The organism is Permianibacter fluminis, from assembly GCF_013179735.1.
Classification (GTDB): domain Bacteria; phylum Pseudomonadota; class Gammaproteobacteria; order Enterobacterales; family Permianibacteraceae; genus Permianibacter; species Permianibacter fluminis.
Genome location: NZ_JABMEG010000001.1, coordinates 904,875 through 929,926, shown reverse-complemented (window position 1 = coordinate 929,926; position 25,052 = coordinate 904,875). Strand labels below are relative to the sequence as shown.

The following is a 25,052-nucleotide window of genomic DNA, read 5'->3' as shown; positions in this document are numbered from 1 at the left end:
CAAGACATGGAAACCGTTGTTTTTGGTCTGCTGGTTTTTGCCGTGATACTGGTCACCACCGGGGTGAAGTCGGTGCGTCAGGGCTATGAATACACCATCGAGCGCTTCGGCAAATATGTACGGACGCTGCAACCCGGCCTGCATTTCATTACACCGGTGTTTGAGCGGGTCGGCGCGAAGGTGAACATGATGGAGCAGGTGCTGGATATTCCGCAGCAGTCGGTGATCTCGCGCGACAACGCCACCGTCACTATTGATGCGGTCTGCTTCTATCAAATCACCGATGCGGCCCAGGCGACTTACGAGATCAACCATCTGCAGATGGCGATGCAGAACCTGACCATGACCAACTTGCGCACGGTATTGGGCGGCATGGATCTGGACGAGATGCTGTCCAAGCGCGATCAGATCAATGCCCAGATTCTGCGCATTGTCGACCACGCGACCAATCCCTGGGGCGTCAAGATCACCCGCATTGAAGTGCGCGATATCGTGCCGCCGCAGGATCTGGTCAACGCAATGGCGCAGCAGATGAAAGCGGAGCGGATCAAGCGCGCGCAGATTCTGGAAGCGGAAGGACTACGGCAATCGGAAATTCTGAAAGCCGAAGGCATGAAGCAGGGCCAGATCCTGCAAGCCGAAGGGCAGAAGGAAGCCGCGTTCCGGCAAGCGGAAGCCCGTGAGCGGCTGGCCGAAGCGGAAGCCAATGCGACCCGAATGGTGTCGGAAGCCATCGGCAAAGGTGACTCGCGCGCCATCAATTACTTTATCGCCCAGAAGTATGTCGAGGCGCTCGGCCAGATCGCGACTTCGCCGAACGAGAAGCTGGTGTTGATGCCGCTGGAAGCCGGCAATGTCATTGGTGCGCTCGGCGGCATTTCCGAGCTGTTCAAGACGGTCAAGAACTGAGTCTGTCTGCTCACCGTTTGAGGAATGACATCATGCAGAACTGGTATTGGTTGGCGGTTGGCTTGCTGTTGTTTGCCATCGAAATGGTGGCGCCTGGCTTTTACCTGATGTTTTTTGGCATTGCCGCGCTGCTTACCGGGCTCGTGGCGTTATTGCTGCCGCTGCCATGGCAGGCGCTGGCGACCTTGTTCGCGCTGTTGTCCGTGATCAGCGTCGTGGTTGGCCGGCGCTGGTATGCGAGCAAGGAAGGGGAAGGCTCGGCCACCCTGAATCGGCGCAGCGATGCCCTGGTGGGTCGGCGCACCCGGCTGCAAACGGCACTGACCGCCGAGGGCGGTGAGATCTTTATCGATGACACCCGCTGGACCGCCCAAGGCCCTGAGCTGCCGGCAGGCACCGAGGTTGAGGTGGTTTCGGTACTGGGGTCCCGGGTGATGGTTCGCCCCGTCAGCTGATGGGGCGGCCGGGGCTGAGGCCGCTTGCCGAGGGTGATCGCCTAAACGGGTCGGTTCTGTATAATCGGCCCTCTTTTTTGCCCCGGGCAGCCCGCCCGGGAGCGCGTCCGATCGGTCTGTCATGCAAATCGTAGTTGAACTCTTCACGAACCACCCCTATTTAAGCGTTGCCTGGTTGACCCTGCTGATGTTGGTGATTGCCTCGTTCAGCAGCGCTGGCGGCGGCAAGGCCATCGGCCCGCAGCAACTGACCACCCTGGTCAATCGGCAAGACGGTGTGGTGCTCGATATCCGCCCCTTGGCCGATTTCAACAAGGGCCATATCGTTGGGGCCGTTTCGGCGCCGTTGTCGAAGCTCGACAGCATGGACAAGGAACTGGAGCGTTACAAAGAGCGCCCGGTAATCGTGGTGTGTGCCCAAGGCATGACTGCCGTCAACGCCTGCAAGCAGTTGAAGAAGCAGGGGTTCGCCCAGCTTTTCCGGCTCGGCAACGGGATGCAGGCCTGGACTGCTGAGAACCTGCCGATCAGCAAGAAGTAATGAGGTAGCGATGGCCGCAATTGAAATGTTCACCACTGCCGTTTGCCCGTACTGCGTGCGTGCCAAGCAGTTGCTGGACAGTCTCGGCGCCAGCTATCAGGAAATTCGGGTCGATACCGATCCGGCTCGACGTGACGAAATGATGAGCCGCAGCGGTCGTCGCACCGTGCCGCAGATTTTCATCAATGGCCAGCCTGTCGGCGGCTGTGATGATTTGTACGCCTTGCATCGCGCAGGCAAATTGCAACCCCTGCTGTCCGCGTAAGTTGATGCAGGCAAATAATTAAAGGAAGTAAAACATGGCAGAAGAAATCCAGGGCGCAACCAATGCCCAGCAACCGAGCCTGAACCTTGGCCGCGTCTACCTGAAGGATCTGTCGTTCGAAGCGCCGAACACCCCGGAACTGTTCCAGACCGCGTTCGAGCCGAATTATGCAGTTCAGTTGAACAGCAAGGCTCGCAAGCTTGATGACAACAATTATGAAGTTATTCTGGTCATCAATGTCGAGTGCAAGAGCGGCGACAAGGTCGCGTTCGTGTGCGAGGTGCAGCAAGCCGGCGTGTTCACGATTTCTGGCGTCGAAGGCATGCAATTGCGTCACGCCCTGACCGCTTACACACCGAGCCTGCTGTTCCCGTACGCACGCCAAGTGATTGCGGCCGCAATCGGTCAAGGTGGCTTCCCGGCGCTGCATCTCGCCCCGGTCAACTTCGACCAGATTTTCGCAATGCAGCTGCAACGCGAAGCTGAGCAGGCGCAAGCTGGCAACAGTGCCGAAGCTTCAACCGTTCAGTAATTGCCTGCCACGACGCTCGTGCCCCGCTCGACTCCGATAGCAGTACTCGGCGCCGGTTCCTGGGGCACGGCGCTTGCCTTGCATTTGGCCCGACTCGGCAACGACACCCGACTCTGGGGTCGCAATGCCGACGAAATGCACAAGCTGCAGTCGGCCCGCGAAAATGCCCGCTACCTGCCCGGCATTCCGTTTCCCGATACATTGTCAGCAACCGCTGACCTGGCGCTGGCACTGCATGACGTCCGCGACGTCATGGTCGCCGTACCAAGCCACGCCTTTCGTGCCAGTTTGCAGCTGCTGAAGCCGCTGACAGCGAGCAATGTTCGCATCGTCTGGGCAACCAAAGGTTTTGAACACGGCGCGCAAGCGCTGCTGTCATCGGTCGTCACCGACGAATTTTCTGCCAGCACGCCACAGGCGGTTCTGTCCGGGCCCAGTTTCGCCAAGGAATTGGCCGCTGGCCTGCCTACCGCCATCACGCTGGCAGCCAACGACATCACGTTTCGCACCGAACTTGCCACACGCCTGCACAGTGATCGCTTCCGGGTCTATTTGTCCGACGACATGATCGGCGTGCAGGTCGGTGGCGCGGTAAAGAACGTGTTGGCGGTCGGTGCCGGCATGTGTGACGGTTTGGGTTTTGGTGCCAATGCCAGAACCGCACTAATCACACGCGGCCTCGCCGAGATCACCCGGCTCGGTTTGGCGCTGGGCGGCAAGCCCGAAACATTTTATGGCATGGCCGGTTTGGGCGATTTGATTCTGACCTGCACCGACAATCAATCGCGCAATCGCCGGTTTGGTCTGGCGCTTGGCCAAGGTAAAACGCCAGCGCAGGCGCAAGCTGAAATTGGTCAAGTGGTCGAAGCTGCCAGCAATGCCGAGGAAGTGGTACTGCTTGCGCGCAAGCTCGGCATCGAAATGCCGATCAGCGAACAGATCTACCGCATTCTGCACGACGGCATCGACCCTCGCGTCGCCGCCAAAGAATTGCTGATGCGGGAAATGCGCGACGAATCCAGTAGCTGATTCGCGTTACCCGAGCGGTCGCCGATACCGCATTTTCACCATCATTTGCTGCGCATCCATCACTGCAACGCCGCTACAAATCGATACAGTTCCGTGCCCTGACAAGCGCAATTGTCAGAAAGCATGTGCTCACCATTGACAGCCACCTACCTCGTCGGAACAATCGCCGCGCCATTTCCGGCATTTGATTTCAGACAGGAACGTCTCATGTTCAAAGCTGTATCCGTAGTTGGTCTTGCCCTGCTGTCCGCGCAGGCAATGGCCAGTGATATCCGTTTTACCTATGTCGAAGCAGGCCTTTTCGGCGGTACTGACAGCGAACGGATCGATTTCGGCGATGGTGATTACCTGCGCTCCGAAAGTGATTACACCACCTTCCGGGTACGTGGCAGCGTCGGCTTTGGCGAGCATTTCTATTTGCCGGCAATGATTGAATCTGCGATTCATGAGTACGACGACCGCGGCTGTTTCAGCGGGAGTTGCTACCACTCGGAAAGTAGCGTCACCGAAGTTACCATGACCGCTGGCGCCGGCCTGCGCTTTGCCGCTGGTGACATGTTGATGTTCTATGGCGATGTGTCGTTGCTCAGTGATTCGTATACCGTCGATGACGATGGCGGTTACGATGACAACGATGACGAGGACGACGATTGGGGCAGCCAGTTGCGCGTCGGTCTGCGCCTCCAGCCCACCGACAGCGTTGAATTTGATCTGAATTTCCGTCGCGAACGGGTTTTTGATTACGTCGCCGACTGGCGTAACCTGTCAGTGCAAGTCAATTTCACGCCAAGCATCGGCGTCGGTGCCGAAGTGCGTCAAGAAAGCTTTGATGTCAGCGATCTGGAGCGTAATTATTACGGGGCCTATTTCCGGTTCTCGTTCCGTTAATTGACCGTCTTTAAAAAAGCCGGCGATTCCGCCGGCTTTTTTTTCGGTAGCCTCAGCCTTTTGGTACAACCGCCAGCGTCAGTCGCGAGACGCAGCTCAGTTTGCCATCTGCATCTTCGATACGGATATCCCAGACCTGGGTGCTACGCCCCAGATGCACCGGCGTGGTCGTACCGGTCACAAAACCGTCGCGCACCGCCCGCAAATGGTTGGCATTGATTTCGACCCCGACCACCATCTTGTCATCCGGGACCACGAGGTTGCCGGCAACGCTACCGAGCGTTTCAGCCAGAACCACGTTAGCACCGCCATGCAGCAAGCCGAATGGCTGGCGGGTGCGCTGGTCAACCGGCATTCGCGCACTGAGGCTGTTGTCGGTCAGTGCCACAAACTCGATGCCAAGATGCTCGACCATCGACTTGGCATTACGTGCCACAATACTTTGCAGACTCGGCTCACCGTGCCAAATTTTCATTTCATCACCTCATTGCGCTATGTCGTGCGCGAATTCTACTGACTCAGTGTCGGAGGCGCACATCATGCTAACGACAGCCCGGCAGAACGACGCTAGCGCTAAACACTAGCGGACCGTTCGACCGCTTGCTCGATTCACCGCTCAACCGATTGGAAACAAGTCCAGCGTGATCGGATTTGGCGTGCACACAGACTGCTCCAGTCGCAGCAGGCGCTGTTTGATCGCCTGGCCGCCACCATAGCCGATTAGCTCGCCGCGTTCACCCAACAGCCGATGACAGGGCACACACAATGCCAAGGCGTTGGCGCCGCTAGCACTGGCAACTGTCGCTTCACTCACACCGAGCTGTTGCGCCAGTTGCCGATAGCTCGTCGTGTGGCCGTATTCGATCTGGGCCAGCGCGGCCCAGACGCGCTGCTGCAGTTCCGTGCCAACCGGTCGCAGCGGCAACGAAAATGACCGGCGCTCACCACGCAGGAACTGCTCCAGCTGCGCCATAGCCTGCACCAGCAACGGCTCGCTACGTTCGACAAAACGCGCTTGCAAGCCCGCTTGAATACGCCGGTCAATTTGCTCGCGCTGTTTGCGATAGCGGAAATCCAGCAGACAGATTGCGCCATTGAACGCACCGATGATCACATCACCGATGCGACTGCGCATCTGCTGGATGGCAATTTCCGACATGCAAATTCCCCGTTATGTTTCCGCACGCAAAGCACGCTAGGGCGCGCACTCAGCTCGCGCCGGAAAATTCCAGTTGTCGCCAGGCTTCGAACGCGATCACGGCAACGGCGTTGGACAGATTGAGACTGCGCTGACCCGGTCGCATCGGCAAGCGCAGCGTTTGTTCCGGCGGCAGAGCCGACATCAACTCTGCCGGCACTGCGCCGGTTTCCGGCCCGAACACCAAGGCGTCACCGACAGCGAAGCGGGCATCGACGTGCCGACACTGGCCGGTGGTTTCACAGGCGAAGATGCGCGCCGGTTGCACCGCGTCGATGAAGGCCTGCCAATTGTCATGCACGTTTACGCTTGCCCACTCGTGGTAATCGAGGCCGGCACGGCGCAGCTTCTTGTCTTCCATCACGAAACCGAGCGGCTCGATCAAGTGCAGCTGAAAGCCGGTGTTGGCGCAGAGCCGGATCACGTTGCCGGTATTGGGCGGGATTTCCGGATTGAACAGCACGATATGCAGCATGGGGACACTCGGGACAACACTGGCGGCGCGACAGCGGCGCCAGTGTACGAGTCAGGCTTTGCGACGGGAAGGCTCCGTCAGTGAACTGGCTGCCGCCGTGTTGTCAGCAGCGTCGCCGGCCTCGACCGTTTTCAGATAACGGGTCAGTGTATTGCGACCCCAGCCGAGCAGGTAGGCAGCATCCTGACGATGACCGTTGGTCGCTTCAAGCACGGTTTCGACCAGCAATTGTTCCAGCGTTGCGGCCAGCGCCTGAACCTTGGCCGCATCCTGTTGCCGGGCCGCCGTCAGCACTTCGTTGCGCAGCGCCAGCGGCCAGGCTTCCCGATTCGGCGCCAGCACGGCAGCCGGCTCGGCTTCGTGGCCGAGGTCATCAGGCAGATCGCTCGGCTGAATCTGTTCGGCCGGCGCCATCACGGTCAGGTAACGGCAGAGGTTTTCCAGCTGGCGGACGTTGCCCGGCCACGGAAACTGGCGCAAGCGCAGCAGCGTTTCAGCACTAAGAATCTTCCGTGGCAGACCGGCTTCGAGCGCCGCCTGTTGCAGAAAATTCTCGGCGAGCAGTTCGATATCTTCGGCGCGCGCGCGCAGCGGCGGCAGATCGATACGAACCACATTGAGCCGGTGAAAGAGATCCTCGCGGAAGCGGCCAGCTTTGACCAATGCCTGCAGATCCTGGTGGGTTGCGGCGATCACCCGGACATCGGATTGCAACAGCTCCTTGCCGCCGACCCGGAAGTAGCCGCCATCCGACAACACGCGCAGCAAGCGCGTTTGCGCGGGCAGCGGCATGTCTCCGATTTCATCAAGGAACAGCGTGCCGCCCTCAGCCTGTTCGAAGCGGCCGGCGGTGCGATTGGCTGCGCCGGTGAACGCCCCCTTTTCATAACCGAACAATTCCGACTCGATCAGCTCCTGCGGAATCGCGGCCATGTTGAGCGCGACAAACGGCTTACCGGCGCGTGGACTGTGTTCGTGCAGGGCGCGCGCAACGCGCTCTTTGCCAGTCCCGGATTCGCCGATCAGCAGCACCGTGAATTTGGTTCGAGCCAAGCGACCGATGGCGCGGAATACCGCCTGCATGGCCGGTGACCGACCGATCAGCTCTGCGGCTTCCGTCGCGGTGGCCAGTGGTTTGCTGATGGCAGTTTGCTGCACGGCGCGACCGACGATCACCAGCAATTCGTCGAGATCAAACGGCTTGGCGACAAACTCGAAGGCGCCAGAATCAAATGACTGCACCGCACTCGACAGATCGGCGTGCGCGGTAATCAACACCACCGGCAGAAGCGGCTGGGTCGCTTTGATTTCGCGCAGAAACGCCACGCCATCACCGCTGGGCATCCGGATATCAGATAACACCAACTGGATGGGTTCGCGCGCCAGCAACTCGCGCGCTTCCGGGACATCGGCACAGAGACGGGTTTGGTAGCCAGCGGCGCGCAGCGCCCGGTCCAACACCCAGCGGATGCTGTCGTCATCGTCAAGAATCAGAACTGTGTTGCTGTCAGTCATGCCGGTTCCGTCTTGTTCGGTTTGTTGTTCGGGTTGCTGTTCGAAATATTGCTCGCAATGCTGTTCGGATTGGCACTGGCACGCGGTTCCGGTTTGTTCGGGTCCCGCCACGGTAGCCAAACCGTGAAAACGGTATTGCCCGGTTCGCTGCTGCACTCGAGCAAACCGTCATGCTGCTGCACCAGGGTTTGGGCGATGCTGAGGCCCAAACCGGTGCCGTGCGCCTTGCCGGTAACCAGTGGCAAGAAAATCCGGTCCCGCAGGTCCGCCGGAACGCCGGCGCCGTTGTCGATCACATCCAGTCGCAGCACCAGTTTCCAGCGCACCGAACCGAGCGTGACGCCATGTTCAGCGCGGGTACGCAAACTGATACGGCCCTGTTCGCCAATGGCATCAGCGGCGTTCTGCAGCAGGTTCAACATCACCTGATGCAAGGCGTCGGCGTTGGCCACCAGATCCGGCAGGCTGGGGTCGTAATCGCGTTGCAGTTGCACACCCGCCGGTAAAGTCAGCCTGACAATTTGCAAGACCTGTTCCAACACCGAGTGAATGTTCAACGGTTGTTTGGTCAGGGTGCGCGCCGGCAGCAACAGGCGGTCAACCAGCGCCCGCAAACGGTCGGCCTCGCGCTGGATCAGATCGGTGTAATCGGTCAGCGCTGGCTCGCTGCCGTCGCGCTCACCTTGCTGGCTGACCAGCTCGCGGGCCAGCAACTGGGCGGCGCCGCGCAATCCGGCCAGCGGATTCTTGATCTCGTGCGCCAGCGCCCGCAGCAGTTCGTGCAGCTCCTGTTGCTGGCGGGCCCGTTCGGTTTCGTTGTGTCGACGCTGGCTGTCATCGAGTGGCCGCAGCTCCAGCAGCCAGCCGTCCGGCAGCGGTGTCACCAACACCTCGATGCGCGCGGTGGCGGCAAACGGCAGGGCCAGCATCAGGTCGTGACCGTGGCAGGTACGCTGCTCCTTGTGGGCGCGCTGCAGCAGTTCGAGCGCGGGCTGCGGGCTGGGCAGCCAATGACCGAGCTCGGTGCCGAGCAGACGTCGCCGGCTGTGGCCGAACAGGTTTTCGGCCGCGCTGTTGACCGCAACCAGCCGGGTCTCGGCATCGAGTTGCAGCACGGCGGTGGTCAGGCTGTCGAGCAAGGCCTCGGCATTCATCATCAGCGTTCCCAAAATGCACTGCGCCGCATTGTAGCGGCGCAGTCGACTATTGCACAAAATTGGTGCATCTGTTCGGTGCATGCCACGCTTATTTCCGCGGCGCCCTTATTTTCGGGGTCCTATTTTCGAGGTCCCGTGTGCGTCGGCTTGGTCGGCGCGGGTGGTGCCGGGTCGCCGGGCTGCGGTGCCATACCCGAACCGGGCCAGCTGGCGCCATTGGCATACCCTGTCGCTGTCGGCACGCCACCGGCACCGTTGGGCGTCTGCCCCGCCGAGGTCCGGAACAGCATGAACTTGCTGCTGGGGCTGCTGGCGAAGACTTTGCCCGACGATTTGTGCACCACCTCGATCACCAACGTGTGTTCGCCGCGGTCTACTTCGTCCAGGGTCCAACTTGGCGCTTGCGCCAGTTCTCCTACCTGCTTGCCATCCAGCAATAATCGGACCCGGTGGTCTTCGTCCATCATCGGTGAAACTGAACCCTCGACGCCGATCCGGCCTTCATTGTCGCGAATGACCTCTTCCGCGGCAGGCTTGCTGATGGCGAGCTTGTAGTTGATTACCTGCTGCTTTGGCTTGCCGGCCGCGCTGGTCGGCGGCAACGGCGTCGGTTTTGGCAGGGCCTCAAAGGTCGGTGTCTCCCGCAGCGGCAAGGTTTCCCCGCCCGCACAGGGCTGATCGGAAAACACGGTTTCGCCGTTGTCGCCCTTGCATTTGTACAATTCGGCCGCCGGTGCGACTGGCAGCAGCGCCATGCCGAAACAAGCCAGACCGGCAAGCAACAAATAACGAGCCATGGAATTTCCTCTTCTCCGCCCAAAGCAAGGCTTCGACCGCCGTTTGCCGCAGGATACTGCATTGGCGGTCCGGACGCTGTGCTGCGGGCACCGTCGAGGCCGCCACCGTAGTCTGTGATCCGGCTGTACCGAGCGAGGCCACTGCGCGACTTTCCTGACCGCACAAATAACAAAGCCGCCCAGCGGGCGGCTTTGTTCGGTTGATGGCCGACGTAATTGGCCAGCACTCACACCGAGTAGTACAACTCCATTTCCAGCGGGTGCACCGCCATCGCAACGCGCTTGGCTTCGGCGCGCTTGATGGTCAGGTAGCTGTCGATGAAGTCTTTCGAGAACACGCCGCCACGGGTCAGGAACTCGCAATCGGCTTCGAGCGCATCGCAGGCCATTTCCAGCGAGTGGGCAACGGTCGGGATGGCTTTCGCTTCTTCCGGCGGCAGATCGTACAGATCCTTGTCGGCGGCATCGCCCGGGTGGATCTTGTTGATGATGCCGTCAACGCCGGCCATCATCATCGCGGCAAACGCGAGGTACGGGTTGGCAGTCGGGTCCGGGAAGCGCACTTCAATGCGACGGCCCTTGGCGCTGGCAACGTACGGAATACGAATCGAGGCCGAACGGTTACGGGCCGAGTAGGCCAGCATGACCGGCGCTTCGAAGCCCGGCACCAGACGCTTGTAGCTGTTGGTCGAAGCGTTGGTGATGGCATTCAGCGCGCGGGCGTGCTTGATGATGCCACCGATGTAGTACAGCGCCTCTTCCGACAGACCGGCGTATTTGTTGCCAGCGAAAATGTTCTGACCGTTCTTGGCCAGCGATTGGTGCACGTGCATGCCCGAACCGTTGTCGCCAACCATCGGCTTCGGCATGAAGGTGACGGTTTTGCCGTAGGCGTGCGCGACGTTGTGGATCGCGTACTTCATGATCTGCACTTCGTCAGCTTTCTTCACCAACGTGTTGAACTTGGCCGCCAGTTCGTTCTGGCCACCGGTCGCCACTTCGTGGTGGTGCGCTTCGATCACCAGGCCCATTTGCTCGCAGACCAGCGACATTTGCGAACGGATGTCCTGTGCGGAATCAACCGGCGCAACCGGGAAGTAACCGCCTTTCACCATCGGACGGTGGCCTTTGTTGCCGCCTTCGAAGCTCTTGTTGGTGTTCCAGGCGCCTTCGTCCGAATCCAGCTCGTAACCACAGCCGTTCATCTTGTTGTAGAACTTGACGTCATCGAACATGAAGAATTCCGGCTCCGGGCCAAACAGCGCGGTGTCGGCAATGCCGGTGCTCTTCAGCCAGGCTTCGGCGCGCTTGGCGATCGAACGCGGGTCGCGGTCGTAACCTTGCATGGTGGCCGGGTCAACGATGTCGCAGCGGACGATCAGGGTGCTGTCTTCAGTGAACGGATCGAGCACGGCGGTGGTGGCATCCGGCATCAGAATCATGTCCGACTCGTTGATGCCTTTCCAACCGGTGATCGAGGAGCCGTCGAACATTTTGCCGTCCTGGAACAGCGACTCGTCGCAGAGCTTGGCCGGGATCGACACGTGCTGCTCTTTGCCCTTGGTATCGGTGAAACGCAGGTCAACGAACTTAACGTCGTTTTCCGCAATCAGCTGCATGACATTTGCGACGGACATGGATGGCTCCTGTGAGAAATCGGGTTAACGGCGCCGCGGTCGATCGTCCTGCCCGGTTGGCAGGCGTGGCCGAAAGCACGGCGTGCTGTTGGCGCTGACAAAAGCAAAGCCTGTGCCAGTAATGGGCGGCAACGGGAATCGGCGATGCAGACCGGTATCGAATGGCTGGATGGCCAAATCTTTAACCGTAATGCACCAATTTGGACGTAGTGTGGATAAATGCACCGTTTTGGCGCACCGTTATGGCCCTGACGCAACCGGCGCTAAAGCGTAGCAGAAGCAGGCATCGCTGCAGGTTCGATGTGCCATCGCCAACCGAAGGCTCAGCCGTGCCGACCGAACCATCCGTTCATTCACTTGCCGGAGCCTGCAGCGGTAATCCGGCCCGCAGCAACTTCAGGTTGACGGCGGCTTGCACATAACCAGGCCGAATGGCGAGGGCCTGTTCAAACGCCCGCTCGCTGGCAACACGCTCGTCAGCGTCGGCCAGCGCCACACCGAGGTTGTTCCAGCCGCGGGCATTGTGCGGCGCCTTCTGCACCACGTCCTGCCAGAACGGGATCTCGGCCCGGTACAGCTGATTGCGTTGCCAGATTTGCCTAGCCAACAACAGCGCGAACAGCAGCAATACGATCATCGGCACCACCTGCCGCCAGGAAGCGCTGGTTAAGGTCGCCCGCTCACGCAGCCACTTCAGCATGGCCGCCAGCCCCGCCACCAGTGCCAGCGACAAACCCGGCAGCGCGAGATAGAGCTGGCGATCATTTACCGGGTCGTAACGCAGCAGCAGGCTATGGGTCGGCAGCCACGACAGCATCGCCCAGCCAATGCCCAGCGCCACCAAGGGCTGACGCGCGCGGCAATACCAGCCGAGCCAACACAGCGCCGCAATCACCACCACAGACATTGCACCGCGCACCGAATCCAGTTCGGCAATCATCAGGGCCGGATCGGCATTGAGCGGCGCCCAGCCAAGCGCGACCAGCAGCAAATGCAGCAGCGCCTGCGTTTGACTTGCCAACAGCTGACTCAGGTTTTGCCACTGCAGCGCCAAGCCGATCAGTTCGCGATAACGCGGCAGCAACAGCAGCAACGCCAACAGCACGAGCATCAGCAGCACGGCAATCACCACACTGAAGCGCCCGGCTGCCGGGCGCGAATCAAGCGCAACGCCGACCGCTGTGGGCGCGCTCGTCCGGACCATAAAACTGAACCAGCACAGCAGCAGCGGCGTGACGATGGCGGTTTCCCGGCTGGCCACTGCCAGCAGCACCGCGATCAGCGTAACGGCGCGCCAACGCCACGATGGCTGTTCGATGACGTGCAACCAACTCCACACTGCGAGCAAAACACCGGTCGCTTCCAACGCCACCGAGCGACCCGATAAATAGGTCACCACTTCGGTTTGGGCCGGATGCAAGGCGAAGATCAGCGTGATGAAGATCGTGCTTAGCGTTAGCGCTTCAGCGTTCAAAAAGTTGCGCAGCAATCGCCGGCACAGCGCATACACCAGCACCGTGTTTATGAGATGCAGCAGCAGATTGAGCAGATGGAAAAGCAGCAGGCTGCCGCCGAGCTGATGATTGAGCGCAACACTCAGTTTGAACAGCGGTCGGATATGCGGCAGCGATTGCCACCAAGCCGCCAGACTCTGCACGCGCGGGTCGCGCAGCAACACCGCAAAATCATCAAACTGCCAGCTGCCAGCAAAGCTGTTCAGGTACGCCGCGGCGGTCAGCAGCAGCAGTATCGGCAGCGACCAGTTCGACAACGACCAATTTGACAACAACCCGTTTGACGGCTGCCCGTTCCACAACCCATCAGGCCGCCGCCGTATTGCCGAAAACCCCTTCAGCACAGTCTCGCTGACCATGCGTTCAGCGTGCCGCTTCAGATCTGGCATGCCGAAATGCCAGCTCGATGATGGCGGCCAGATCCCACCAGCGATCCGGCGCATTCAGAAACACCGCCAGCACGCGCTGACCATCGCGCTCAACCAGTGCAATGACGCATTTGCCGGCGCGCTGGGTGAAGCCGGTCTTGACGCCAATCGCGCCCGGCAACCGACCGAGTAGGGCATTGCTGCTCTTGATGGTTTTCGGTTTGTCGTTGATGCGTATGCTGGCTTCGCTTTGCCGCACCCACTGCGCCAGTTCCGGATGGGTTAGCGCGGTTTCGGTCAGCGTCACCAGATCGCGGACACTGCTGTAATGATCGGCGGCATCGAAGCCGCAGGGATTGGCGAAATGACTTTGCTGCAAGCCCAGCTTGCTCGCTTCGGTGTTCATCTGGGCGACAAAGGCCGACTCGCTGCCGGCCGCCGCTTCGGCCAGCGCCACACAGGCGTCATTGCCGGAACCGAGCAGCATGCCGATCAACAAATCCCGAACCGAACTGTGATCGCCGCGGCGCAAACCCAGTCGAGTGCCGGTCATGCTGGCGGCGTGGGCACTGACAATCAGTGTGCGATCCAGCTCAAGGGTATTCAGGATTACATGCGCGGTCAGCAATTTGGTCAGCGAGGCCGGCGGCAATCGCTCATCGATGGCCTGCCCCCACAGGGCGCGCTGATTCAGCTGCACGTAATAGGCTTTGGCCACTTGCGGATAGGTATTGTGCAAACCGGCAAAGCGATCCGGATTGGCAGTCGATTCCGGCCCGGAAAGGTTTTGCTTGATGGTGTTTACGGTGTCAGTGGTATCGGCGGTGTCAGTGCCGGCGCCGACGGTAGTTGTAGCCAGCTCGGCTGCACCGAGTGTGGAGCTCGCCAGCACACTGCTGCACAAGAAAATGAGTGCGGAAAAAAAATAACCGGGCCGGCGGTGAAGCCGGCCCGGTTGCGGCGAGCGGGATTGCCCCGTCATTACCACTTGATCAGATCTTTCAGCAGCTTCGCGCCTTTCTCGACGGTGGATTCTTCTTTCTTCTCGACTTTGCCGCCGTCGCTCATCAGGTCGGCCGCGTACTGGGTGCAGAACGAGCCGTACTCGGTGGCATAGACGCTGGTGAAATCACGGCCGGCACAATATTTCTGCGCCAGCTCCGCGGTTTCGGCTTCGCAATTGCTGCCAAGGAAATCCCAGTTCTTGGTCGCTTTGGCCTGCTTGCAAGCCGCGCCCATCACTTTGTCTTTGCCGAGGCCACAATACTCGATGGCCTGATTCAGCGCCTCCCCCGAGGCATCCTGACCGACCACCTGCATGGCACCATCACCGGTCTGCAGCCGTTTGCAGAATGCCGGTTTTTGTTTGGCACACGGTGAGCCGTCCATAGTGAACATCATCAGCTGCATCGACGAGATCGCGCTGGCGCAGGTCTGGGTATTGGCCATCTCCATCTGCTGGTTCATGTTGGCCTGCATCTGTTGCACTTCCTGGGCATTCGGCACATTCATGCCGTTGACCACAGTGCGGTCGGTGGCCGGATCGCAGCTGCCGAGCTTTTTGCCGGTCATGTCCATGCGAAAATTGCCGCGATCACTGCTGAACTCGGTAAAACCCGTGAAGGCCTCGTTGCCTTGCAAGGTCATTTCACCGTGACCGTTGCCCTGCGGACACTCGATGCGCCAGCTCATGGTGTTACCGCTTTTCTTGTAATCCTTGACCTTGCATTCGCTGTCCTGCTGCTGGCCTTGCGGCGGATTTTTCCAGCCCGGCTCCTGGCACTTTTGCATGGTCATTGTCGGCAGGGCAAAACCTTGGGCCTGATCCGATTGCATCTTGGTCTGGTATTCCCAGCGCTCGCCGTTCTGGCCGGCGTGACTGGTGGGGGTCAAGCTGAAGGCGATACCGGCGAGCACCGGTAAGGCAAATTTCTGCAAGGAGGCGGTGGGCCACATAGACTTATGCTCCGTGTCGTGTTTGGGCGGGCAAATCATAGCAGCCCGATTCAGCCCGCGGATATCGGCCAACCACGGCGTTGGCAACAAACCCGGCGCTCAGCGGACTAATTAGCAAAGATTTAGTAAATGACGATGCAAAGGAGGCCCGCGCCATGACCAACCACCACCCACGACCGCTGCTGATCGGCATCTCGGCGCGGCTGTTTCATCCGGAGCCCAGCGCTACCGGCATCCGTACCAAAACCCTGCAGTATCTGGAACAGTCCGCCGCCCATTGGTTGATGTCGCGGGATGTGCTGGTGCTGATGATCCCGACCGTGCTGACTGACGGGCCGATCCTGTCGAGCAACATCCGGCTGCGCGATTACGCCCGCTACCTTGACGGTCTGGTCCTGCAGGGTGGTGCCGATGTTCATCCCGGCGCCTACGGCGAAACGGCCCTGCAACCGGAGTGGGCTGGCGATGCGGTCCGCGACGCCTACGAAATGGAGCTGCTGCACGAATTTCTCGAAGCCAAAAAGCCAATTCTGGCCATTTGTCGCGGCTGCCAGCTGCTCAACGTCGCGCTGGGTGGCTCGCTGTATCAGGACATCGCAACGCAGCTGCCGGACGCCGAGACCCATGTCAGTGCCGCCTATGATCAGCATTCGCATCTGGCGCAATTTGGTGCCGACAGCTGGTTCCGGCAATGGTATGGCGATTCGCCAGCGCGCATCAGCAGCATTCACCATCAGGCGATCAAAACTTTGGGCAAGGATTTGCAGATCGAGATGCAGGCTGACGACGGCATCATTGAAGCGGTGCGTCACCGTGAGCACCCGTTCTGTGTTGGCGTGCAATGGCACCCGGAATTCCATTTGTTTCAAAAGCAGCATGGACATGACGACTGGCTGGACCCGCAGCCGCTATTGGAGGCTTTTTTGGCGGCTGCTCGGCACAACCACAGCACGATCACGCCACGCTAAACGCTTTGTCGCAGCGTCATTTCTACGTTATTGCTACCCGATTGCTGCGTGATTGCACCGAAGCCATGCGTCGCTGTCCGCAACTGGGCATCGTGTCGGTGCGAGGGCTGTCATGGCTGGCGCTCCGCACCACAAAGCAAACACCAACATTGAAACAAAACGCCAATTCGGCGCAGACTTTGCTCCATTTGCGGGCGAGCCGCTGGCGGAATCAGCAATCACCATGCTGGCACGGCTTCTGCAACAACTCTGGTGGCTGACACCACATCCTGCGTCTCGAAACGCCTTGCCTGCCGTCGCGCCGATCCGTTCTGCGCTAGGCACCGCCACAGGAGCTGCAACATGACTGACCGTTACCATTTTCGCCCGGCCGAACGCCGTCTGCCCGGCAGCCTGCTGCGGCCATTGCAATCGGCATTGGCCCATCACCGGCCTTGTTATATGTGGCAAGCGGAGCGCTTCGATTGGGTCGTTGGCGTCATCGCTTGGCAGCGCGAACCGCGCAGCATCACCACGGCCACCGTGGCGGTCAATGTCGATCCCAGTTGTCGCGGTCAGGGCGTGGGTCGCTTCCTGCTGGAACAAGCCATGCACGCCGCCCGCGAAACTGGATTGCGAACCTTGTTGGCACGAGTCTCGCGGGAGAATGCAGCGGCCATGCACTTGTTCACCAAGTCCGGTTTTCAACCGCTGCTGGAGGCCAGCGTCAACGAACCGGGCGACGCCGCCGTCTGGCTCGGTAAATCACTGCTGTGTTGAACCTGATTTATCGAACCATAACGACGCCGGCATTTGTTCGATAAGCGCCCGGAACGAATGCCGCGATCGGCCGCTGCCGATCTTCGCGCTGACATTTTGGCGCAAAGACCTTTTGACGGCAGCTATCGTCATTTATACCGGCCCGTGCTAACTGCAATCCGGCAACCGACACTTGCGCACTAGCGGTACGTCTGCGCTAGGCGCTCACAGTCGTTTGATCTATGTTGCCGGCTGGTTGGCCACCGGACCGCTCGCCGTGCCCCTGCCTGAACTGACCTTGTCGGTGTTCTTCTCGGCCATTTTGCTGATGGCGGCAGCCGTGTTTGCCACCGTTGCGGTCCAGCGCCCGCACGCTCAAGGCATTTGGATCTGGTGCGCCGCCTGCCTCTGTCTCGGCATTGGTATCGCCATCCGCAGTTTTGATTACGCACTCGGTGGCGGTCGCTGGTTCTGGTATTGCGGCCTGTTCATGTCCACCGCCCATATCCTGTTCTGGTTTGGCATGCGCCGGTTTGTCGGCGTCGCCGCCGGCCTCAATCAATTGCTCGGCGCGTTTACCGTGTTGACCCTGGTCTGGGGCATCGCGTATCGGCTGGATTATGTTTGGCAACTGTTCCTGATGCTGGGCTTGGCTACTACCTTTGATCTGCTGGCGCTGGCGCCGCTGATTTCCCTGCGTCGTTTGCATTACCGACCAGCCACCCGATTTGCTCTGGCAATTTTTGTGCTGGCCGCATTAAGCATGGCGGTGCGGGCCTGTCTGGTGATTTTGCAGGAGCGCGGCCTGTTCCTCAGCATGCCGGATGCCAATTCCATCTCGCTGTACACCTCGGCGGCGGCGCTGCTGCTCGGCAAGTGTTTTGTTTTTCTGATGTTGCTGCACGAGCGACAATCCGCGGAACTGGAAAAGCTGGCGGTGACCGACTCGCTGACCGGCCTGCTCAATCGCAAGGGTTTCGTCGATTACAGCCAGCGCCTGCTGCAGCGGCTGCATCAAGAGCAGCGCGGCTACGCCGTGCTGATGATGGACATGGATCATTTCAAGTCGATCAATGATCGGCATGGCCACGCCGCTGGCGATGCCGCATTGCGCGCGTTTGCCGAAGTCCTGCGCGAGCAATTGCGGCCAAATGATTGCTATGGCCGCATCGGTGGCGAAGAATTCTGTGCACTGCTGCCGGGTCTGAATCCGGCCGATGCCTTTCAGGTTGCCGAACGGGTCAGACGACGTTTTTCCGAGCAGGCATTCAGCACTCCGAAAGGTTTGTTGTATGGCAGCGTCAGCATCGGCGTGCACGGTCAGTTCGGTATCGCGGCCAGCATTGAAGCAATGATGCAGAGCGCTGACTCGGCGCTGTACGAGGCCAAATCGCTGGGCCGCAATCGCACCCAATTGGCGATGGCCTGAGCGGTGCCGACGCCAATCGCGACGGCTCTCACCACTGCATTCTTTCAGCTGCTGCGGGCCCGGTCGTGATCAGCTTGCATTTCCCCACCCTGAATCTGTTCATGATTGTGCTGCTGTTGTCGGCAGCGCTGATTTTTGCCCTGGTGGCGCGGCACTATCGGCGCCGGGCCGGTCCTTGGTGGTGGCTGGCCGGCTGTCTGCTGATTGCGGTGGGCTATTTCATTCGCTTCTGGTTTGCCAATACCGCACAGGCGGAAACGTTCTGGGCCGCAGGTGGCCTGTTTATCGCCGGCAATGCCGCCTTCTGGATTGGTTTGTATCAGTTTTGCGGCGTCCGTCGCTCCTGGCGACCACGACCGGTTGCGTTGATGTTGTTGCTAGCGTGGCTGGTGGCGGTGTGGCTACCGTACGGACTGCAAGTGGCGACCATGCTGCTCGTGGTGGGCGTGATCAACTGGCTCGCGTTTCTGGCCATTCGGCGCGCCCATCATCTTGGCAACACCGCGATGTTGCTGTTTGTTGGCGCGGTCTTTCTGACCACCGCAATCATCATGTGGCTGCGCATGCTGGCGCATCTTGGCGCCTGGTGGTGGCACTGGTCCATCAGCGTCGAACAATTGGGCGCCTGGGGTTTGGTCGCGTCATCCGCCTTGATGATGTTGCGCTGTTTCGCGCTGCTGTTATTGCTGCACGCCCGCCAGGAACATGATCTGCAATATCTGGCCATCACCGATCCGCTGACCGGCGTGCTCAATCGCAAAGGGTTTCTGGAACAGGCCCAGCGCCTGCTGGAGCGCCAGCAACCGGGCGACCGACCGGTCGCCGTGCTGATGATGGATCTGGATCATTTCAAGCGCATCAACGATCAGCATGGTCATGCCGCCGGTGATGCCGTGCTGCGCCGGTTTGCCAATATCCTGCGCGAACAGTTGCGGCCGGGTGATTGCACCGGTCGACTGGGTGGTGAGGAGTTTGCCGCGCTGTTGCCGGGTGTTGATGGTGAAACCGCATTGCACGTGGCCGAACGGCTGCGCTCACATCTCGATACGCAGGCTATTGCCACCGCCGCCGGCTTGGTCAACGTCAGCGTCAGCATTGGCGTACAGTCATCCTTGCGACCGCCACTCAGTATCGAATGGCTGCTGCAACAAGCCGATCAAGCGCTGTATCAGGCCAAGCACAAAGGTCGCAATCAAGTCGTCAGCCTGGCCGCTGATGCCGACAGCGGCCCGAGCGCGCCAGCGCAGTAACACGCAGGCTTCAGTCGCCGCGCTTTTCGATCAGAAAAATCTGCTCGCGGCCATCGTTGTGCTGCTCAAGCAGAAGGTGGCCGTTGATCCGGACCCAGGCCGGAATGTCGTTGACGGTGCCGGGGTCGGTGCAGAACACCTGCAGGCGAGCGCCGACCGGCAGCGTTTTCAGCGCGTTCTGGGTGCGGATGACTGGCAGCGGGCACAACAAGCGGCGCGCATTCAGTTCGTGCACCACCGGCGCATTCGAGGCGGGCACTTCAGACATGCCAGCCAGCCTCGATTTCGTCGGCGGTGAACGGTTGCACCGTTACCACCCGGGTCAGTCCGCTGCGATCGGTGTAATCAATGGCGACCGGTTCGCTGCTGCTGGCCGCACCGTAACGGGCAATGATACGCGCCGCCAACTCGACATCGCTGTCGTCGCGCAATTCGCCGTCCACCAGTGCATAGGCACCCATGTAGGAATTCGGAATGAAATGGGCAAACTGGCGGCGATAGCCTTCCATGAACACGCCTTCACCTTCTTCGCGCGAAATAATCAATTTGAAATGCGGCCGCGGCCGCAGGTGCCGACCGATTTTCAGCATGATGATGTCGTCGAGTTCGTACTCGCGGCTGCCGCGTGCCTGCCACAGATCGACCAGTTTGTTGCTGTATTCCTCGTTGGTGAGAAAGCAGCAACCGCCGGCCGGCTGCGCCCATTCACTGATACCGAACGTTGCGGCCAACTCGGTTTGCGGTTTGCGCGAACGGCCGGAGAAATCGTGCAGCTGGTCACGGTCAACCCAGCCTTCGCGTTCCGGCAGTGTCGGCAACAGATGTTTGGCACAGAGCGGCCGCAACAGGCGATCTTCGGCCTGTGACTCGCGCGCAATGATCGGCATGGTGTGCATGCGCTGTGACTTTGGCCGCTGACCGACCACTTCGCCGGTGATGATGAAATCAAAGCCGTTTTCTTCCATCCATTCACGCGCCTTGCCGACCATGAACACCTTGCAGTCCAGACAGGGGTTCAGGTTTTGGCCATAACCGTGTTTGGGGTTCAGCAAGACCTGCTTGTACTCCTCGACGATGTCGATGATATGCAGTTTGATACCGAGCTGCTCGGCCACCCACAGCGCGTTATTGCGCTTCGGCTTGCTGGCATGACTCTTTCGGATCGCGTGGGTATGACCCTCGACACAGAAGCCGGTGAAGAAATTGATGCCCTCGACATGAACGCCCTGCGCCATGATGGTTTTGGCAGCGAGCATGGAATCGAGTCCGCCCGAGATCAGGGAGATGGCTTTGCGTTGGGTCACAGGAGGCGTCTCAAGTCAGCCGGCGCATTACGAGCACCGGGCTGGCGAAAAAATGGGCAGGCATTGTAGGCAAATCCGGCCGGCGGCTCCAGCAACACTGACTATGCTTGTACCCTCGCTCCGGCTATCCGTCCGCCACCGCCATGTCAATTCCGGCCATACAGCTGCCCGCCAGTTATCGTCGCCAGGTTCTGGTGACGGTGCAGTGGGTGGTCTTGCTTGCTCTGCTGCTGGCGCTGCTGGTTTCGTTTTTTGTTTACTCACGGCCGGTGTCGCTGGTGCTGGCCAGCTCGGCACTGGTAGTGGCAGTCGGTGGTTGGCTGAGCCGGCACGGTGCCGAAGTGTTCGGTGCGCACCTGCTGCTTACCACCGTACTGGTACTGACTACTACCTTGGCCATGCGTGGTCAGGGCATCCATGACGTTGCCTTCGCCGTGATGCCAGCATTGTTGTTGCTGGCCGGCCTGGTGCTGCCAACCCGGCAGTATTTTCTGATAGTCGCGCTGGCGCTCGGATCGGTGTTGCTGGTCGCCGGTTCAACTTACGCCGGCTGGATACAGCCAACCCTGGCAGCCGGGCGACAACCAGCCCTCTGGGGTGAGGCTGCGGTGCTGATGGTGATCCTGCTGGCAGAAGCGGCCATGGTGTTGTTGTTTGTGCTCGGTTTGCTGCGCTTCTTTGTCGAATCTGAACAGCAGCGGCAGGCGGTGCTGGCGACCCATGCGGCACTGCAAGCCGAAGTGCGCGAACGCCGGCAAGCCGAGGCAGCGGTGCGCGCATTGAATGCCCGGCTGGAGCAACGGGTTCACGAGCGCACCGCGGATTTGCAGCTGCTGGTTGATGAGCTCAACGCATTCAATTATTCGGTTTCCCACGATTTGCGGGCGCCACTGCGCGCCATCGCCGGTTTCGCCGACGCCGCCAGCGAAAGCCTCGATACCGATCCGGACGAAGCCCGGCAATTTCTGGCGAAAGTGCAAACCGCCAGCGTTCGCATGAACGGTTTGATCGACGATCTGCTGCGCCTGTCGAGAACCTCCACCCAAACCGTGCAGTGGCAGCCGGTGGTGCTGGATCAACTGCTGATCGGCGTGATTGACGAACTGCCGGAACCGGCATCGACCTGGGTGCAGTTTGATCACAGCAGCGCCCATTTTGCGGTCGCCGCCGATGCCGGCTTGCTGCGGTTGGCGCTGACCAATTTGCTGGCCAATGCCGTGAAATACAGCGGCCAGCAAAAATCGCCACGCATCGAAGTTGCGGTGCGCCGCGATACCGAATCGGTGGTCATCTCGGTGCGTGACAATGGCATCGGCTTTGCCGCTGATGAGGCCGACCGCCTGTTCAAGCCGTTTTCGCGACTGGACAACGCCAAGACCTTTGATGGCAGCGGTATCGGGCTGGCCATCGTGCGCCGAGTGGTCGAACGCCATCACGGCAAAATTTGGGGAGAAAGCCAGCTTGGCCAGGGCGCCTGCTTCTCGCTGGCGCTGCCGCTGCAGGCAACGGCGGATGACCCGCGTTAGCTCGTACCACGCACTGCGACAATTTGCCGCAGCCGATTTGACCGCGCGCAAAGCCAATCGGCGTAAAATTCCGGTCCGCGTTGATCGGGCGCAAATTTGTCCCGATTGTCTTGCGCGGAGTAGCTGATGGATGCTGTGCTGCTGTCCCGTCTCCAGATGGCGTTCACGCTGTCATATCACATCCTTTTCCCCACGCTGACCATTGGCCTCGCCTGGTTTCTGGTCATGCTCGAATTTCGCTGGTTGCGGCAGCGCGCTGATCAGGACCCCTCGGGGCAGCACGCCAACAAGCTGCTGACGCTGTATCGATTCTGGAGCAAGGTGTTTGCGCTCAATTTCGGCATGGGCGTGGTCAGCGGCATCGTGCTCAGCTATGAGTTCGGTACCAATTTTGCGCCGTTTTCCGCCGCCACTGGCAATGTCATCGGCCCGCTGATGAGTTATGAGGTGCTGTCGGCCTTTTTTCTTGAAGCCGGCTTTCTCGGCGTGATGTTGTTCGGCCACAACCGGGTGCCGCCGTGGCTGCATTTTTTTGCCACCTTGATGGTCGGTATCGGCACGCTGATGTCGGCGTTCTGGATCCTCGCGGCCCACAGCTGGATGCAGACGCCGGCTGGTACCGAGCTCATTGATGGTCGCTTTGTTGTGGTCGATTGGTGGGCGGTGGTGTTCAACCCGAGTTTTCCGTATCGGCTCAGCCATATGCTGGCGGCCAGTTTTCTGACCACGGCATTCGTTGTGCTCGGCGTTTCGGCTTATCAATGGCGGCGCCAGCAAGCTGGCGCCGATATCGCGTTGAAAATGGCGCTGGCCATGGCGATGGTGGTCGCGCCGCTGCAAATTTTTCTCGGTGATCTGCACGGCCTGCAGGTGCGCCGCGATCAACCGCTGAAGCTGGCCGCAATGGAAGGCGTCTGGGAAACCGAACGCGGTGCGCCGCTGCTGCTGTTCGCCATCCCGGATCAGCAGGCCGAGAAAAATCATTACGAGATCGCCATTCCGAAACTGGCCAGCTTGATCGTCACCCATGATGCCGATGGCGAAATTCGCGGCCTGAAATCGGTTCCAGCCAGCGAGCGACCAAAAGTGTTGCCGGTATTTTGGTCGTTCCGGGTCATGGTCGGTCTTGGCCTGCTGATGTTGCTGTTCGCGCTCTGGGGCAGCTGGCGCGCGCTGCGCGGCAAATTACTGCACGACAGTAAATGGCTGCGGCTGGCACCGTGGCTGATCCCTTGCGGTTTTGTGGCCACGCTGGCCGGTTGGTGGGTGGCGGAAATCGGCCGGCAACCCTGGCTGGTGTATGGCTTGCTGCGTACCCGTGACGGCGCCAGTGTGCTGCCGGCAGAACGCATTCTTGAATCGCTGGTGTTGTTCGCGCTGGTGTATGTCGCGCTGTTCGGCTTGTTCCTGTTTTACGTTGCCCGGGTGGTGCGCGCCGGTTTGCCGGGCGTGGCTGGGCACGATTTGACGCCGGTCTTGCCACGCTCGACCGCTGTGGTCATCGATCAACCCGCTGTAGAACCGGAGCGCTGAAATGGACTGGTCCTTGCTCGCTTATCTGCTGCTCGGTTTTGCTGTGCTGATGTACACGGTGATGGACGGTTTTGATCTCGGTATCGGCATCATGCTGCCCTGGCAGCGCGATGCCGGTTTACGCGATCAGATGATCCAGTCGATTGCGCCGGTCTGGGACGGCAATGAGACCTGGCTGGTGCTCGGCGGTGTGCTGCTGCTGGCGGCATTTCCGCTGGCGTTTGCCACCTTGCTGCCGGCGCTGTATGTGCCGGTCACCTTAATGCTGATCGGATTGATTTTTCGCGGCGTCGCGTTCGAGTTCCGGTTCAAGACCGTGCGCGGTCGCGCGGCCTGGGATATCGCGTTTGCCGGCGGTTCGGCGCTGGCGGCGTTTGCCCAGGGCCTGATGCTGGCCACGGTCATCGCCGGTGACTTGCCGAGCGATGGCAGTGTCCGGCTGAGCATTTTCAGTCTGTTCAGCGCCTTTGGCCTGATGGCCGGTTATGGTCTGCTCGGCCTGACCTGGTTGCACTGGCGCGGCGACCAGGCGCTGCGGCGCTGGGCAGCAAAAGCCGCGCGCCGGACGTTGATCGGCGTGGCGCTGTTTCTGGCGCTGATCAGCCTGTGGACGCCGCTGCTGCACCCGGCCATCGCCGCGCGCTGGTTCAGCTGGCCCTTGCTGCTGGCATTGGCACCGATTCCACTGACCACCGGCTGGCTGCTCTGGCACATCGACCGCGCCTTGCTGCACGGCGCCGCACGGACGCCATTCCTCGCCACCGTGGCGGTGTTCCTGCTCGGCTTTGCCGGGCTGGTGATCTCGCTGTTCCCGTGGCTGGTGCCGGGTCGGCTCGATCTGTGGCAGGCCGCCGCCCATCCCGGCTCGATGAAGGTGGTGCTGATCGGTGTCTTGCTGCTGCTGCCGATGATCCTCGGTTACACCTTTTGGAGTTATCGGGTCTTCCGCGGGCCGATCGAGGCTGGTTATCACTGAAAAGGGTCTTTCTTGAAGCGAGCCCTTTCCTGAAGCTGGCCCTGACTGAAACGGGTTTTTCCAGAAGAGGCCCCAAAGCAGCACTGACCGCA

27 protein-coding genes are annotated in these 25,052 nt (G+C 60.3%); 15 read left to right on the top strand and 12 right to left on the bottom strand.

The features are described 5' to 3' along the window. Window positions 1–6: 6 nt before the first annotated feature. The 7 genes from HPT27_RS04105 (at window position 7) to HPT27_RS04075 (ending at window position 4,619) form a co-directional block, all read left to right on the top strand. Complete coding sequence (locus HPT27_RS04105) at window positions 7–909, top strand: SPFH domain-containing protein (protein ID WP_172239348.1); 903 nt, start codon at window positions 7–9, stop codon at window positions 907–909. 32 nt (window positions 910–941) lie between these two features. After that, the gene (locus HPT27_RS04100) at window positions 942–1,364 is read left to right on the top strand and encodes an NfeD family protein (RefSeq protein WP_172239345.1); all 423 of its coding nucleotides are present in this window, start codon (window positions 942–944) and stop codon (window positions 1,362–1,364) included. Between the two features lie 121 nt (window positions 1,365–1,485). Continuing rightward, window positions 1,486–1,905, top strand: a complete 420-nt coding sequence (locus tag HPT27_RS04095; protein ID WP_172239342.1) for a rhodanese-like domain-containing protein — start codon at window positions 1,486–1,488, stop codon at window positions 1,903–1,905. Between the two features lie 10 nt (window positions 1,906–1,915). After that, window positions 1,916–2,170: a glutaredoxin 3 gene (grxC, locus tag HPT27_RS04090; RefSeq protein WP_172239339.1), complete on the top strand. Its 255-nt coding sequence runs from the start codon at window positions 1,916–1,918 to the stop codon at window positions 2,168–2,170. Between the two features lie 34 nt (window positions 2,171–2,204). Beyond that, window positions 2,205–2,702 carry a protein-export chaperone SecB gene (gene secB, locus HPT27_RS04085; RefSeq protein WP_172239336.1) on the top strand — a complete coding sequence of 166 codons (498 nt, stop codon included), beginning with the start codon at window positions 2,205–2,207 and terminating at the stop codon, window positions 2,700–2,702. A gap of 18 nt (window positions 2,703–2,720) precedes the next feature. Further along, a complete protein-coding gene (gene gpsA, locus HPT27_RS04080; RefSeq protein ID WP_172239333.1) occupies window positions 2,721–3,731 on the top strand; it encodes an NAD(P)H-dependent glycerol-3-phosphate dehydrogenase in 1,011 nt (336 codons plus the stop codon). A gap of 207 nt (window positions 3,732–3,938) precedes the next feature. Beyond that, window positions 3,939–4,619 (top strand): outer membrane beta-barrel protein, encoded by a 681-nt coding sequence (locus tag HPT27_RS04075; RefSeq protein ID WP_172239330.1) that lies wholly within the window; start codon window positions 3,939–3,941, stop codon window positions 4,617–4,619. 52 nt (window positions 4,620–4,671) lie between these two features. Here the strand turns inward: HPT27_RS04075 and HPT27_RS04070 are convergent, their stop codons facing one another. The 10 genes from HPT27_RS04070 to HPT27_RS04025 form a co-directional block, all read right to left on the bottom strand. Next, window positions 4,672–5,094 (bottom strand): hotdog fold thioesterase, encoded by a 423-nt coding sequence (locus HPT27_RS04070; RefSeq protein WP_172239327.1) that lies wholly within the window; start codon window positions 5,092–5,094, stop codon window positions 4,672–4,674. 141 nt (window positions 5,095–5,235) lie between these two features. Beyond that, on the bottom strand, window positions 5,236–5,778 hold the full coding sequence (locus tag HPT27_RS04065) for a methylated-DNA--[protein]-cysteine S-methyltransferase (RefSeq protein ID WP_172239324.1): 543 nt from the start codon (window positions 5,776–5,778) through the stop codon (window positions 5,236–5,238). A 49-nt stretch (window positions 5,779–5,827) separates the two neighbouring features. Then, window positions 5,828–6,292, bottom strand: coding sequence for a tRNA (uridine(34)/cytosine(34)/5-carboxymethylaminomethyluridine(34)-2'-O)-methyltransferase TrmL (trmL, locus tag HPT27_RS04060; RefSeq protein ID WP_172239321.1), 465 nt, complete (start codon window positions 6,290–6,292; stop codon window positions 5,828–5,830). Between the two features lie 51 nt (window positions 6,293–6,343). Continuing rightward, the gene (ntrC, locus tag HPT27_RS04055) at window positions 6,344–7,807 is read right to left on the bottom strand and encodes a nitrogen regulation protein NR(I) (protein ID WP_172239318.1); all 1,464 of its coding nucleotides are present in this window, start codon (window positions 7,805–7,807) and stop codon (window positions 6,344–6,346) included. After that, a complete protein-coding gene (gene glnL / locus HPT27_RS04050; protein WP_172239315.1) occupies window positions 7,804–8,964 on the bottom strand; it encodes a nitrogen regulation protein NR(II) in 1,161 nt (386 codons plus the stop codon). Before glnL ends, ntrC begins: the two co-directional genes overlap by 4 nt. 119 nt (window positions 8,965–9,083) lie before the next feature. Next, the gene (locus HPT27_RS04045; RefSeq protein ID WP_172239312.1) at window positions 9,084–9,761 is read right to left on the bottom strand and encodes a DUF4124 domain-containing protein; all 678 of its coding nucleotides are present in this window, start codon (window positions 9,759–9,761) and stop codon (window positions 9,084–9,086) included. 227 nt (window positions 9,762–9,988) lie between these two features. Then, a complete protein-coding gene (gene glnA / locus HPT27_RS04040; RefSeq protein ID WP_172239309.1) occupies window positions 9,989–11,398 on the bottom strand; it encodes a glutamate--ammonia ligase in 1,410 nt (469 codons plus the stop codon). Between the two features lie 349 nt (window positions 11,399–11,747). Continuing rightward, window positions 11,748–13,184, bottom strand: a complete 1,437-nt coding sequence (locus tag HPT27_RS04035) for a tetratricopeptide repeat protein (protein ID WP_172239306.1) — start codon at window positions 13,182–13,184, stop codon at window positions 11,748–11,750. 91 nt (window positions 13,185–13,275) lie between these two features. Then, on the bottom strand, window positions 13,276–14,172 hold the full coding sequence (locus tag HPT27_RS04030; protein WP_172239303.1) for a D-alanyl-D-alanine carboxypeptidase family protein: 897 nt from the start codon (window positions 14,170–14,172) through the stop codon (window positions 13,276–13,278). A gap of 89 nt (window positions 14,173–14,261) precedes the next feature. Continuing rightward, window positions 14,262–15,236 carry a DUF3617 domain-containing protein gene (locus HPT27_RS04025; RefSeq protein WP_172239300.1) on the bottom strand — a complete coding sequence of 325 codons (975 nt, stop codon included), beginning with the start codon at window positions 15,234–15,236 and terminating at the stop codon, window positions 14,262–14,264. A gap of 155 nt (window positions 15,237–15,391) precedes the next feature. Between HPT27_RS04025 and HPT27_RS04020 the strand changes: the two genes are divergently transcribed. The 5 genes from HPT27_RS04020 (at window position 15,392) to HPT27_RS04000 (ending at window position 19,621) form a co-directional block, all read left to right on the top strand. Beyond that, entirely contained in the window at window positions 15,392–16,204 is an 813-nt protein-coding gene (locus tag HPT27_RS04020; protein ID WP_172239297.1) for a gamma-glutamyl-gamma-aminobutyrate hydrolase family protein, read from the top strand. Between the two features lie 112 nt (window positions 16,205–16,316). Beyond that, on the top strand, window positions 16,317–16,550 hold the full coding sequence (locus HPT27_RS04015; protein WP_172239294.1) for a hypothetical protein: 234 nt from the start codon (window positions 16,317–16,319) through the stop codon (window positions 16,548–16,550). Continuing rightward, window positions 16,547–16,963 carry a GNAT family N-acetyltransferase gene (locus HPT27_RS04010; protein WP_172239291.1) on the top strand — a complete coding sequence of 139 codons (417 nt, stop codon included), beginning with the start codon at window positions 16,547–16,549 and terminating at the stop codon, window positions 16,961–16,963. The genes HPT27_RS04015 and HPT27_RS04010 overlap by 4 nt, the downstream gene beginning before the upstream one ends. A gap of 256 nt (window positions 16,964–17,219) precedes the next feature. Continuing rightward, the gene (locus HPT27_RS04005; protein WP_172239288.1) at window positions 17,220–18,371 is read left to right on the top strand and encodes a GGDEF domain-containing protein; all 1,152 of its coding nucleotides are present in this window, start codon (window positions 17,220–17,222) and stop codon (window positions 18,369–18,371) included. A 65-nt stretch (window positions 18,372–18,436) separates the two neighbouring features. Next, on the top strand, window positions 18,437–19,621 hold the full coding sequence (locus tag HPT27_RS04000) for a GGDEF domain-containing protein (protein WP_172239285.1): 1,185 nt from the start codon (window positions 18,437–18,439) through the stop codon (window positions 19,619–19,621). A 10-nt stretch (window positions 19,622–19,631) separates the two neighbouring features. Here HPT27_RS04000 and HPT27_RS03995 read toward each other — a convergent pair whose 3' ends face one another. After that, window positions 19,632–19,889, bottom strand: coding sequence for a sulfurtransferase TusA family protein (locus tag HPT27_RS03995; RefSeq protein ID WP_172239282.1), 258 nt, complete (start codon window positions 19,887–19,889; stop codon window positions 19,632–19,634). After that, window positions 19,882–20,925, bottom strand: a complete 1,044-nt coding sequence (locus HPT27_RS19575) for a tRNA (5-methylaminomethyl-2-thiouridylate)-methyltransferase (RefSeq protein ID WP_172239279.1) — start codon at window positions 20,923–20,925, stop codon at window positions 19,882–19,884. Before HPT27_RS19575 ends, HPT27_RS03995 begins: the two co-directional genes overlap by 8 nt. A 107-nt stretch (window positions 20,926–21,032) precedes the next feature. On the opposite strand from HPT27_RS19575, the gene HPT27_RS03985 reads away from it, so the two are divergent. The 3 genes from HPT27_RS03985 (at window position 21,033) to HPT27_RS03975 (ending at window position 24,960) form a co-directional block, all read left to right on the top strand. Beyond that, window positions 21,033–22,451 (top strand): sensor histidine kinase, encoded by a 1,419-nt coding sequence (locus HPT27_RS03985; RefSeq protein ID WP_172239276.1) that lies wholly within the window; start codon window positions 21,033–21,035, stop codon window positions 22,449–22,451. Window positions 22,452–22,577: 126 nt separating this feature from the next. Next, window positions 22,578–23,984, top strand: coding sequence for a cytochrome ubiquinol oxidase subunit I (locus HPT27_RS03980; protein WP_172239273.1), 1,407 nt, complete (start codon window positions 22,578–22,580; stop codon window positions 23,982–23,984). 1 nt (window position 23,985) lies between these two features. Next, window positions 23,986–24,960, top strand: coding sequence for a cytochrome d ubiquinol oxidase subunit II (locus HPT27_RS03975; RefSeq protein ID WP_172239270.1), 975 nt, complete (start codon window positions 23,986–23,988; stop codon window positions 24,958–24,960). Window positions 24,961–25,052 lie beyond the last annotated feature (92 nt).